The 10,884-nt window shown below is 37.8% G+C and carries 15 protein-coding genes; 5 read left to right on the top strand and 10 right to left on the bottom strand.

Annotated features, from left to right (window positions below; all coding sequences use genetic code 11):
* Positions 1 to 230: 230 nt before the first annotated feature.
* Together H5123_RS20015 and H5123_RS20010 are read right to left on the bottom strand one after the other, a co-directional pair.
* Positions 231 to 743 carry a hypothetical protein gene (locus H5123_RS20015; RefSeq protein ID WP_182699059.1) on the bottom strand — a complete coding sequence of 171 codons (513 nt, stop codon included), beginning with the start codon at positions 741 to 743 and terminating at the stop codon, positions 231 to 233.
* A gap of 16 nt (positions 744 to 759) precedes the next feature.
* Positions 760 to 963: a hypothetical protein gene (locus H5123_RS20010; protein ID WP_182699058.1), complete on the bottom strand. Its 204-nt coding sequence runs from the start codon at positions 961 to 963 to the stop codon at positions 760 to 762.
* A gap of 735 nt (positions 964 to 1,698) precedes the next feature.
* Between H5123_RS20010 and H5123_RS20005 the strand changes: the two genes are divergently transcribed.
* The 3 genes from H5123_RS20005 (at position 1,699) to H5123_RS19995 (ending at position 2,919) form a co-directional block, all read left to right on the top strand.
* Positions 1,699 to 1,980 (top strand): DUF1778 domain-containing protein, encoded by a 282-nt coding sequence (locus H5123_RS20005; RefSeq protein WP_182699057.1) that lies wholly within the window; start codon positions 1,699 to 1,701, stop codon positions 1,978 to 1,980.
* A gap of 5 nt (positions 1,981 to 1,985) precedes the next feature.
* Positions 1,986 to 2,510, top strand: coding sequence for a GNAT family N-acetyltransferase (locus H5123_RS20000; RefSeq protein ID WP_182699056.1), 525 nt, complete (start codon positions 1,986 to 1,988; stop codon positions 2,508 to 2,510).
* Between the two features lie 253 nt (positions 2,511 to 2,763).
* A complete protein-coding gene (locus H5123_RS19995; protein WP_182699055.1) occupies positions 2,764 to 2,919 on the top strand; it encodes a hypothetical protein in 156 nt (51 codons plus the stop codon).
* Between the two features lie 77 nt (positions 2,920 to 2,996).
* On the opposite strand, the gene H5123_RS20800 is transcribed toward H5123_RS19995, so the two are convergent.
* The 6 genes from H5123_RS20800 to H5123_RS19970 all read right to left on the bottom strand — a co-directional run bounded on the left by H5123_RS20800 (position 2,997) and on the right by H5123_RS19970 (position 7,032).
* The gene (locus H5123_RS20800; RefSeq protein WP_310736157.1) at positions 2,997 to 3,149 is read right to left on the bottom strand and encodes a DUF2442 domain-containing protein; all 153 of its coding nucleotides are present in this window, start codon (positions 3,147 to 3,149) and stop codon (positions 2,997 to 2,999) included.
* Between the two features lie 191 nt (positions 3,150 to 3,340).
* The gene (locus tag H5123_RS19990) at positions 3,341 to 3,793 is read right to left on the bottom strand and encodes a hypothetical protein (protein ID WP_182699054.1); all 453 of its coding nucleotides are present in this window, start codon (positions 3,791 to 3,793) and stop codon (positions 3,341 to 3,343) included.
* Between the two features lie 272 nt (positions 3,794 to 4,065).
* Entirely contained in the window at positions 4,066 to 4,827 is a 762-nt protein-coding gene (locus tag H5123_RS19985) for a hypothetical protein (RefSeq protein ID WP_182699053.1), read from the bottom strand.
* Positions 4,828 to 5,570: 743 nt separating this feature from the next.
* Positions 5,571 to 5,723: a hypothetical protein gene (locus H5123_RS19980; RefSeq protein ID WP_182699052.1), complete on the bottom strand. Its 153-nt coding sequence runs from the start codon at positions 5,721 to 5,723 to the stop codon at positions 5,571 to 5,573.
* On the bottom strand, positions 5,713 to 5,964 hold the full coding sequence (locus tag H5123_RS19975) for a hypothetical protein (RefSeq protein WP_182699051.1): 252 nt from the start codon (positions 5,962 to 5,964) through the stop codon (positions 5,713 to 5,715). The genes H5123_RS19980 and H5123_RS19975 overlap by 11 nt, the downstream gene beginning before the upstream one ends.
* Before the next feature lie 87 nt (positions 5,965 to 6,051).
* Positions 6,052 to 7,032 (bottom strand): phage integrase N-terminal domain-containing protein, encoded by a 981-nt coding sequence (locus tag H5123_RS19970; protein ID WP_259395713.1) that lies wholly within the window; start codon positions 7,030 to 7,032, stop codon positions 6,052 to 6,054.
* A gap of 223 nt (positions 7,033 to 7,255) precedes the next feature.
* Between H5123_RS19970 and H5123_RS19965 the strand changes: the two genes are divergently transcribed.
* Entirely contained in the window at positions 7,256 to 7,615 is a 360-nt protein-coding gene (locus tag H5123_RS19965) for a hypothetical protein (RefSeq protein ID WP_182699050.1), read from the top strand.
* 1,022 nt (positions 7,616 to 8,637) lie between these two features.
* A complete protein-coding gene (locus H5123_RS19960) occupies positions 8,638 to 9,522 on the top strand; it encodes a RepB family plasmid replication initiator protein (RefSeq protein ID WP_259395712.1) in 885 nt (294 codons plus the stop codon).
* A 28-nt stretch (positions 9,523 to 9,550) separates the two neighbouring features.
* Here the strand turns inward: H5123_RS19960 and H5123_RS19955 are convergent, their stop codons facing one another.
* A complete protein-coding gene (locus tag H5123_RS19955; protein ID WP_182699049.1) occupies positions 9,551 to 9,856 on the bottom strand; it encodes a hypothetical protein in 306 nt (101 codons plus the stop codon).
* A 17-nt stretch (positions 9,857 to 9,873) separates the two neighbouring features.
* Positions 9,874 to 10,650 (bottom strand): ParA family protein, encoded by a 777-nt coding sequence (locus H5123_RS19950; RefSeq protein WP_182699048.1) that lies wholly within the window; start codon positions 10,648 to 10,650, stop codon positions 9,874 to 9,876.
* Positions 10,651 to 10,884: the final 234 nt, after the last annotated feature.

The following is a 10,884-nucleotide window of genomic DNA, read 5'->3' as shown; positions in this document are numbered from 1 at the left end:
GTAGGTTTATATATAATTTTTAACTCGGCATCAATGTGGATGATTAGCAGTTTACTCACTTTATTAGGTGCCTCGACACTGACACACTTAATTGTTTCGTGTGTATTTGTAGCGTTGCTAATAGGATTAGTTTTAGCTTGCGGCTCTGTCGCTAGTCAGTTTTAAAAGATAATAAAAAATAGAGCGGGCTGAGTATTCAGCCCATGCTTTTCACTTTGATGGTAGTGGCCCTACGACCTTATCCATACGTCAGAAAATAACCCTTCATGCTCTTCTTTAGGCATTGGAAATACCTTTTTAGCTGTAAAGTAAGCTTCCGCCTGTACCCTAATTTTCTTCCGAAAGATTGGATCTACTAATAGTTCATGAGAGTTTTCAACTTGCGCATCAAGGTATGCTAATAAACAACAGCCACGCTGATCATCAACGCAGTAAATTAAAAATGAGTTGGATGTTGGAATAGTAGGATCATCATCTATAGACCATAAGCGCCACGCTTCATCAGAAGAAGAGTACGTAATATTAGATTTTACCTGGGGTTCTACGTGAGCTCTACCTATAGCATTATCAGCATAAATATCGGGGACAGGAAGGATACCGTCTTTACCTATCATAGGGCTGAAGCCGTTAAGCCAATATTCTTTAAACTCTGATGTATACTGCTGTAAGTCAGTATACTGCTCCATCAACTTTGTATATGCAGGGTGCTGGATGACTTTACCTACAAAAAATGATTCACCCATTAAATTTCTACACTTATTATGCGGTTACGAATCCACTATTATAAGTACTTGATATTAATTTAATAGAATCTTTAGATGCTTTTTGCGAGTTTAATGCAGAAATTTTCACTTGATGGGAACCAAGACCTTTACTCAAAAGCTTCGCTCTTTGCTGCATGCGCAAGTCTCTGGTAGCTATAGCTGTCATAATAAGTCCTTGATTTTTTTGTTGGTTTTTCAAAAATTAAATCTATTTTATTTAAAAAAATAACAATTAACTTTACACCCTGATCCTAGGTATTATTGACGATCATGTCAAGATTAAACATTTAATTAAACATTTAATGTCATGGACATGTGCATACAATTGGCAGTTATGTTAAATAGGCCAGTTAGCCCCTCAAAATGAGCCTTTCGCTTCATCCAGCCCACGAACGCGCGCTTTTAAGTGGCGATGTACGTCAAAAACAGCGTGTTTCGCCGTGAAAGTTTAATACCAAAACAGTTCAATAAATCTGCAACGAGAGGCCGTTTCGATTTCAGGCAAAATACCGGCTTAACCTGGTATTTTCATCACCAATCCACTTGAAAAAGTTACAAATTCAAAAAACTTTCACTGAAAATATTCTACAGGTCAAAGTAAAAAGAACATGCACAGTAGCTCTTTAGCGGTTAAAGCATAAGTTTAGCCATGAAAAGGAATAGTAAACTATGTAGCATTACTACTCGACTACTCGTACGGTTTTAATACGGATTATCTTGACATCAAAACAATCAAGCCGTATTATGTACGGAGTTTTATTTAAAGATAAAACTATTTTAATCATAGATATTCAAATATTTTAATAATAGATATTCAAAATTAACAAAGGAAATAAAAAATGAGAAAAATAAACAAGATAGGCAAGCACGTTGTCTTTCGATGTAATTAAGGAGGTTGCAACTTAAAAAATTTTAATCCTATAAGGAATTCAATATGAGTATTCAGAGTACGGCGAATGCTGGAGCCATCTCAAAACCAGCAAGAATAGAACTAAAAACCTCGCCAGAGGTGAAGGAACTGCTTGAACGAGCGGCTGCTATAAATGGTATCAATCTCACGGCATTTATTATTAATCACGCCAGAGAAAGAGCTAAAGTAATTGTTGAATCAGAAACCATTTTGAGTCTGAATCAACGCGCTTGGGCTCAATTTGAAGCTATTTTAGATAACCCTCCTAAAGCAACTCCGGAACTTAAGGCACTACTATCGGAGTAATACATATGAGCGCTACAATTGAATATTTTCTACTAAGTAAACTGGATCGACAACCTGACTTTTCAAATTTCAACTCAGGTGATCCATTTCTTGATAATTTTGCAGCTAAGAAATTAGCTAAAGCAGATGTAAAAAATGACACTCGTGTCTATGTCGCCTTAGATGGCGATAAAGTTGTCGGCTATGCAACGATGAAAGTTTTTATGATAAACAATGACGAGTGTTCAATTTTACCGAGCAAATATCCCCGCCTAGTTCCGGTGTTGATGTTAGAGCAAATTGCTGTTGACAAAGCATACCAAGGTAAAGGTATTGGCAAACGACTGATGCGAGAAGTGATGAAAGCTACTGTACTCGTTAATGAGCTTGCCGCGACTAAAGGTTTGGCGTTATGGGCTCATCCAACGGCAATTAGTTTCTATAAGTCATTAGCATTTTTGAAAATTCCTAATGGCATGAAACAAGTACAAGACATTGAGTTAACGTTGATGTTTCTCCATATTGATACCATTATGGACGCATACAAGTAAGCTAGAGTTATCAAGAAACGGATCACCGCCACTAAACCCCGCTTGCGGGGTTTTTATTTACACAAAATTTAATTTTGATATTTTAAATATTTCCTGCACTCAAAAGTTGATGGAGGACGAGATATCAGGTGAGTGATTTTAGAGTTTAATGCGCATTCTTATTTAGCCAATGAGTATGTTCATCAATAACTAACTTGAAAAAGTTATAATTTTAAAAAATGTTTTCAGTGAACATAATTTTTAGGATATAAAAATGACATACAAAACGACTACCCTTCAACAGCTTAAAGATAACTCTCTAAAAAAAACTGAAGTAAAAAAATGTTACGACAATGAAACGTTAACAATAGATGATGTTAAAATCATCGAGGTTGCAATGGATGACGTTGAGAAGATTGAAATGAAATAGTCCATCTAGTTTTGTTCTAGCCCCAAAAAATTTTCACTGAAAATGTTAATCTGGATTCATTGTGTAATTTTTCTTTATCAGTGCTTGGCTTTCAATGGGTACTTATCAGGGTGTTTAATACCATCTATAGATAAGTCCACATCAAGATTAGGCCAATAAAAGCCATCTTGTCCTTGCCCTTCAACATTAAAGACTGCGCTTACGGCCGCATCCTTATCCAGGTAAGACAGCGGAACTCAAGCCTAGTAAATCCTCAAAAAAATAGAAAAACTGTAGATAAAAGTTACCATTACGGTAGCTTTTTTTAGCCACGATGAACACAAAAAAGAGTATTAACTTGTCTGTTTCTTGCTCTTAATATGTCCTAGGACTTATAAGCTCCGCGGTAATCACACACCCGTTTCAATTGGTGGGAATACAGTTAGTTTCTAGAGGGCATGGAATATCTATTAAGATAGTCGTTTGTTAGGTAATCACTGATATTTTTCCATTTTTCGCATGTACTTGCCCATTGCTTCGCTCGAAAATCCATACTATTGGCAGATCGTTGAAATGTATTTGAATCGTGTTTATCTGCTAGTTCTTGCATCATGACTTTGTTTTCTTTCCATGATCTTTGGTCATCTCGTTTACTGATAAAATAGAAAGGTATTGCCTCCCTTAGAAGTAACACCATCCCAACTTCTGTTATAGGATGAGATAGAGCCTCATCTATTGAGATAATAAATTTTTCTGGGATTAAATCAGTTTCTGTAGAAATGCATAAATCACCAAAGCCAGGACACGACATTCCAATAATAACCCCTATATCTACTCTATGATCAATTGGTAGAGACAAGTACCAATCTTTAATTTTTTTAAGTGGTGATTCCATGCTTTTCCTTAACAACTAGCCATTAGATGGTGCGCATACGCATTTATTTCATAAAACCTACAACTTATGGACTGGCTTTAGCCCGTCCCAGTGAATGCATTATTAGAGCTAATAATTCACTCGCTACTGTCGTTATTTTTTCTCACCACAGCCTTGGATTGGTGTTGCGCTTGGTTACGGTGTAGCAGGCTTCATATTTGATATGCCGCTAACGCTAGACGCAACATCCTATATATACAAACCTTACCATTTAAATTGGCCGTATCTATACATTATTGTCCATTTACTGCTGCATATATCTCAGCGTATCTCACTAATACGCTATCATCACTCTCAACTGAGTACGTTTTGTAATTTAAGCTTTCACTTCCCGCAACCCAATACCGATGCAATCGATATTCATGCTCCCTCCGAATAGCACTCGCTAAAAACCCCCTATCCTCGACTTTTGATACCAAACTTATACTACGAAGAAATCCCAACGCACCATCTATTTCGTCTAAAGGTATGCCAGTCTGTTTTGCTATAGTGCCTCGACTTAAATCGACATATCTTTTACTGTTGCTACGACTAGTGAGTATATATAAGAATAATTTCAGAGCATTACGCTCGTGTGAATACCTATTATGGAATGCAGCCATAGCAGGTATTCGCTCCTCATTCTTTACGATTGCTCGCTTTGGCAGCTTGCACCATCCCTGGAAAGCGCCCCCCTCAAAAGTATATATTTTACTACGCACACCGGTCGATTTAAGTACCTCTGCTTTCTCTAGTTTTTTTAAACCACGACATACAAGTGCACGACTTAGTGAACACATCTCCGTTAATTGGTCATAAGTTGCTTTAGCTTCAAATACATCGTTAATACTACTACTGTTGGATCTATTCACTTGTTTGGCAAAGAAACACAACACAATAAATATCTTCAAAGCAGCTATATCATCACTAATTTGATTTCCACTGCCAAAATGCTCACGCATTTTACCTTCTGAGATCCATTTTGACGGCATTTTCGACCAAAGCATCATAGTCATAAGAAAACACCCACCAAATTTGTTAAAATCAGCACTAAATCATCCCCTAACAGTACAAGTATCAGGATTAGGATTGTCAATGGAGGCTGAACCCCTGCGACTCTCTCTAAACTATTCAAAATTAGCTCAATCATGAAAATCTCCTTAAAAAAGTATATTTTGTGTGGAACACAGATACTTTTTACAGGAAGGATATCTGTCTTTCTATATGAACTGGCAAAATCTTTCTAGAGAATACATTGAAAAGGAAATATACAAACATTTGTAAAATAACAACAATATTAAACATCTAAACAACCCCATTAGTTCATGGCAATACTCTATTAGTCTATGGTAATGCTATTTTTAGCCAGAAACTAATGCAACCTGACAGCTTTTTGGAGGTGAATCTGACTAGATAAATTTGATTATTGGATACCATATAGCGCTAAAATCGCGTAATAGATTGGAAGGGGGAAATGATGTGCACGAACATCAAGTAAAATTTTGACGCCCTTTAGGCGTCCTTCCTGGCAATCCAGTTTGAAAACGTTACATAATCAAAAAAATTTTCACTGAAAACATTCAGCAGTAGAAAGTTAAATACATCACTCTGTAACAACTTAAAAGAAAGCTCTCAAAGATCCTAATTTCACGACAATGGAAAGAGAGCACCAAAGTTTTCAGTGAAAACTTTTATCAAGATGAAATAACAACAATAATTACCATTGATATGATCTTTTACTCTATAAAGTGGGCAAATATTAATGCTTTTTAATCTCCAACGATTCCTTTATTTCCAAAACTCTTTTAGCCCACGCTCTAGCCTCTGGAGAGTTCGCCGGCAAATCCATCAACAATGATAGTTCAGCTTGTAACTGCTTAAGTTCTGCCATTAACTCTGCTTCAGACTTCATCTTTCAATGGCTCCGTTCTAAAAATAATATGCTGTTTTTTATCTTTCAAAGAGCGCATATAAACAGGTTTCGACTCTTCAGCAGCATAATATTTGTCTACGTGTTCAGTGTCGTCTAAATGCGTGATAAGGGCTTTAATAGCATCCCTATACTTCTCCGGAACCCGTATAACAACGGTGTTTTCGTATTTGGTTTTACGACCTGCACCTGGTCTGGAACCACCATGTTGTTTCTTTTTCATTTTATTCACCTTGATTAAGTTACAAAATCAACCTTACTTTGAAAAAGTTACAATATCAAGATATTTTGATATTAAAGTATTGCTTAATCAGCTTCCCAAATAAACGGCTGTTACTTGCGTTCGGCCATGCCCTAATTCGCGTGTGATTATTTCTCTAGCCACTTTGTCTGCAGCTTTCTGCTCGGCAGCTAACTTTTGAGTGCTTACACCTGAAACCGCAGGGCAATCGAATCCCGTTAACGTGAAATAACGCTGATGCGCGTAGCGATGACGCAAGCCATGAGCCTTACTTAAACCAATTCGAATGCAGGTGTTTTCATAACGCTTCATCTGCTGCACATACTTAAGTTCTTGCGGAATTAGAGATTTACCACAGGCTAATGCCTTCGCCTCATTTAATACTTCTCGTTGCGCCTCAGTTAAAATAGGAATGACACGATCTCGACCGCCTTTACACCAAGAAGCATCAAGCGCTAAATGATCCCCACGATCTGCTTTTTCTGGTTGTATTTTCATGCATTCTTCTCGCCTTAAACCAAATGCGTCTTGCAGCTTTAAGGACATTTTTAGATGCTGATCGGGTATCGAATTTAGCTGCTCTTGGGATACCGTTCTGGCCTTGTTTTTGTTAGTCACATAAACACGCCCTGCCACACCTAAGCTTTTATTGGACGGCGGCACTAATCCCTTTTTATTAATCTTTTCTGCTAACCATCTAATGTGCGTCATACGGTTTTTAATGGTGCCAGGTGATAATCCATCAGCGTCCCATTTTTTAACCAATGCGTTGACATGTCTAGGCTTAAACCCTTTCAGCTCTAACCCTTTAAAACCAAGCTCTAAAAGCTGTTTATCAACCAACTTTATCGTCTTAAAACGCTCTGATTTGGTAGAGAATGAACTGGGGTTGTGTTGATTCAAAAGCTTATTAGCTTTGTAAAAAAAATTAGTAGCCATATTGCACCTTGAAAAAGTTACATAATCAAAAATATTTAAGGGGATTTGAAATAAAATAAAGCGCCCCAGGCGGGGCGTTTGACAGGAAATACGTTCTCGGCGGGCTAACAACACGGCGACCACAAGTGGCCTTTTCGGATATTCAGTTAAGTGTTAATGCTCGTTCGTAATGCCGACAGCAAAATGAACCCACTAAATTTTAGTGATATTGAGCGATGTGTTGTTACGGGCTTATGCCCAAATGATGCGGCTCTGTGGAGCTCTGCCAATCAAATATGATGACCCTAAAACCCTGTTGGGTTCGGAGATAAAATGCGTTTAAGGGAGTTTTGATATGTATGCATCGAGAGATGCGAAAGAAGAAATTCCAATGTACCGCAAGCCAGATCTTGGCGCAATAATTTCTTTCGGTGTCACTCCACAAAAATGCAAAAAAATGGTTATTTCCCCGCATAAGGAGCAGCATCGGGTGTATGTCACTCCCCTAATTGGAGTGACATACACCCTACCATTTTTCGCATTTAACCCGCTTGAAATTGTAACCTTTATCAAGTTTACCTGTGCTAATCTTGAACAAAATTACCCATTGGAGACGCCCTATGTCTTTTTCTCAAATTTTAGTTCTCGTTATCTTTGTTGTCGGATTTATCATCTGCCGCCACATGTATTTAAAACTCCCAAAGTAAACAATTAGCCACTTCTCACTTGCCGATAGACTTCGCTAATCGGTAAGTACTTAGAGGCTCTAAAAAGCGTTTTAAGCCCTTTTCTTGATTTACACCTCACAAGTCCACGCTTTTTAGCTAAAAATGCCTAAAATCTTCACTTAGACCCCTTATCTTTGATTTTGACTTGGTATTTCTGCCAGACAGTTGCGAAGCAACATGCTTTTAAACCAGGTTCCAATTCCAAACACCGGCTAACTGCCGGAGGCAAAGCGAACCCTTCCGGTTCGTTCTTTTGCTCTCGCCCCTGCCAACGGCAGGAAATGGCGAGGCATTATTGCTTTTGGGGGGATGCCGGAAACGAGCGCAGCGAGGGGAAGGGCTGGCGGGGGGCAAGCCCCCCAAGAAGGGTTCTTAATCGATGAAATTGAGAGTTTTCCACAACTCAGATCCAATAAGATCCTTATTAGATCCTAATAGATCCTAATAGATCCAGGGTAGGCTGCAGCCTTTGTGCACCAAGGGTTGTAGCCTATCGAGGTGTATTCTAATTGGGTAAATGGTGTATTCTAATTGGGTAAGCGGTGTATGCTAATTGGGCAGATGGTGTATGCTAATTGGGTTATATCCAAAATAACTCGATTGTACAGAATAAAAAAATAAACAAATAAAAACATAACTTTACAATATTTTTCTTCCACCTGCACAATATTGTTATTTTCTTATCCACAAATAAATAATCATAATTTCGACTCATCAAATCATCTAATACATATCACCGCTTTTAACTGCACTAAAACACTCTTAAAGCATCTTTTTACCGTTCAAAAAGGAACCAATGGTGTATGCCGAGTGGGTAAACGTCCTTTATCAAAAAATATCTATAAGTCAGAAGTCTAGGCAAATAAAAATTTGAATTTGAAAAAGATTTATAGATAAAAACTTGCAGTACGCTACTAAGAAATCAAGTAACCATGTTAAACAATAATTAGGTGTATTCTAAATGGGTTTCATGGTGTACTCTAATTGGGTTAAAAAAGAAGTGGGATATATGGAAACATTAGACAAGCCATTACCTAGCACAAATACAGCATCCTTATATAGTGATAGTAAACATCTGCTGACGATCAACAGCAGCACAAGCGTGCAACCTAATGTTCTTCTCAGGACAGGTGTTTTTACACCTGTAGGACGTAGAACTAATATCAGTGATGTAAAATCTCAAGACTTAAGCCAAGACTTGATAAGCTTAGATTTATGCCAAAAAGAAGGTTATGACTCTGTTACAGTCAAAGGCCAACGTCTTAATATCGAAACGGACTTTAAAGTTTGGTGCGGTATAGTTTTAGTTTTCAGTAAATTTGGTTACTCATCAAATACCGTCAAGCTCTCCTTTGCCGAGTTTGCAAAAAGCTGTGGTTATCCAAGTCGTCGATTTGATAAAAACTTAAGACGTCAAATAGGTGAATCTTTAGAGCGTATACAAAGTCAAAGCCTTTCATTCCGAAGAAAAAATACGGAAAAGGCAGTTCATACGGGCATGTTATTACGTGCGATGTATGATGGTGATGCTGATTTAGTCGAATTAATGGCAGATGAAACCTTATGGGATCTTTATCGTGTAGATTACCAAGTTTTAGTCAGTTTACGGGTGTTAGAAAAATTACCCAGAGCAGAAGTAGCACAATGCCTCTATTTGTATTTCACTTCATTACCTAACAACCCTCTCCCAGTGTCATTTGAACGGCTAAGAGACCGTTTACGCTTAGAAACCACTAAAAAAGAAGCTAACCGAAAGATAAAAGCTGGAATTAAAAAATTAGAAAGCATTGGCTATTTATCTGGTTACTTCTCTGCAAAAAATGGTGAGCAATACTACATAATAGATCAACGTTATAAAAAATTAGAAGCAGCAATAGCAGATGTTTTATTTTGATAATGTAACTTTTTCAAAAGTTACATTATCAAGTTACGTCATTTATTGAGCGGATTAACACCTTCGTATTTATTTTATCTTTCATATTGATCAAACCTCTAAATAACTTGGCAGCAGTAATATTTTTACCTGATTCTGCCTCTAAGACTTCTAGCCATAAATTCAGATTTGCTCTATCATTTTCAGTTAATCGCAACGGCATAGGTGACGTGCCAGTGGTGATATTACGGCGGGTTGAAACAGTGGTGATTTTCTCTTGTGACTTTGAACTTTCTTGGGTTTCTTTAGAAGAACTACGTCTACTAAGCCCAGTAAAACCAGTTAATTTGCTCATATTATGTATTACACTTGTTATACATTGATTCGTTGCATGACTTCTTTAGCCAGGCTCTTATAGTCGGTTAGCGTAGGGCTATTCGGCTTGTAACTCAACAAAGTTTTACCGCATACACTGGCCTGTCCAATATCCTCAGAACGGCGAATCGTCGTCACTAATACTTTGCCTTCAAGTGAAGCTAATTGTTCATCGAGGAAGTTATTAATCAGCTTATTGGCTTTAGCAAATTCATTACGGAATACAGCATAGTTCACAAGATCAGTTTCTTTCACTTCTTCTAAAGCATCGAGCAGATCAGCCAAACCATTCAGTGAGAATGAGCCTCCATCAACGGGGATCAGAAACATATCGGCCGCCATCATGGCGTTGACAGATGTCAAGCTAAGGTTAGGCGGGCAATCTAAGATCACTATGTCAAAGTCGTTAGCGATTGCTTCAAGCTGCTTTAACAAGATACGCTCACGGTGCACTTTGGTTAGGCTCTGTTCAATGACACGGCTTAGACGTATGTCGGTGGGACAAATACACAGATTGGCGATAGCTTCACCGTTAGATTGAGCCGGCATGATGGCCTGTTGAATAGGACACTTTTTCGAGGACTCGAATACATCTGTGATCGAGTGTTCAAATTCGTATTGGCCGCCAGTCATCACGACCGTTAAATTTGCCTGGGGATCTAAATCAATAACCAAAACCCTTTTCCCTTCAGAAGCTAATTGTGCAGATAAGTTGATAACACTCGTCGTCTTACCTACGCCCCCTTTCTGATTTATAACGGCTAATGTCTTCACAGATTAATCCTAAAATTAGATGTATAACAAATGTAATACATAAATCATGCGACGTATAGTTATTAAATTTACAAGAAAAAATATAATGTATTACATTTGCTATACAAAAGTAGGTTTATATATAATTTTTAACTCGGCATCAATGTGGATGATTAGCAGTTTACTCACTTTATTAGGTGCCTCGACACTGACACACTTAATTGTTTCGTGTGTATTTGTAGCGTTGCTAATAGG

This window comes from Shewanella sp. SR43-4, from assembly GCF_014163845.1.
GTDB classification, from domain to species: Bacteria; Pseudomonadota; Gammaproteobacteria; order Enterobacterales; family Shewanellaceae; genus Shewanella; species Shewanella vesiculosa.
Note: the sequence above shows the minus strand (reverse complement) of the source record. Positions and strands in the feature narration are given on the sequence as shown.

Excerpts from the sequence above, each read along its gene's own strand:
- H5123_RS20015 (WP_182699059.1), bottom strand. The coding sequence starts at position 743 with ATGGGTGAATCATTTTTTGTAGGTAAAGTCATCCAGCACCCTGCATAT.
- H5123_RS20005 (WP_182699057.1), top strand. The coding sequence starts at position 1,699 with ATGAGTATTCAGAGTACGGCGAATGCTGGAGCCATCTCAAAACCAGCA.
- H5123_RS20000 (WP_182699056.1), top strand. The coding sequence starts at position 1,986 with ATGAGCGCTACAATTGAATATTTTCTACTAAGTAAACTGGATCGACAA.
- H5123_RS19995 (WP_182699055.1), top strand. The coding sequence starts at position 2,764 with ATGACATACAAAACGACTACCCTTCAACAGCTTAAAGATAACTCTCTA.
- H5123_RS19990 (WP_182699054.1), bottom strand. The coding sequence starts at position 3,793 with ATGGAATCACCACTTAAAAAAATTAAAGATTGGTACTTGTCTCTACCA.
- H5123_RS19985 (WP_182699053.1), bottom strand. The coding sequence starts at position 4,827 with ATGACTATGATGCTTTGGTCGAAAATGCCGTCAAAATGGATCTCAGAA.
- H5123_RS19980 (WP_182699052.1), bottom strand. The coding sequence starts at position 5,723 with ATGAAGTCTGAAGCAGAGTTAATGGCAGAACTTAAGCAGTTACAAGCT.
- H5123_RS19975 (WP_182699051.1), bottom strand. The coding sequence starts at position 5,964 with ATGAAAAAGAAACAACATGGTGGTTCCAGACCAGGTGCAGGTCGTAAA.
- H5123_RS19965 (WP_182699050.1), top strand. The coding sequence starts at position 7,256 with ATGTATGCATCGAGAGATGCGAAAGAAGAAATTCCAATGTACCGCAAG.
- H5123_RS19960 (WP_259395712.1), top strand. The coding sequence starts at position 8,638 with ATGGAAACATTAGACAAGCCATTACCTAGCACAAATACAGCATCCTTA.
- H5123_RS19955 (WP_182699049.1), bottom strand. The coding sequence starts at position 9,856 with ATGAGCAAATTAACTGGTTTTACTGGGCTTAGTAGACGTAGTTCTTCT.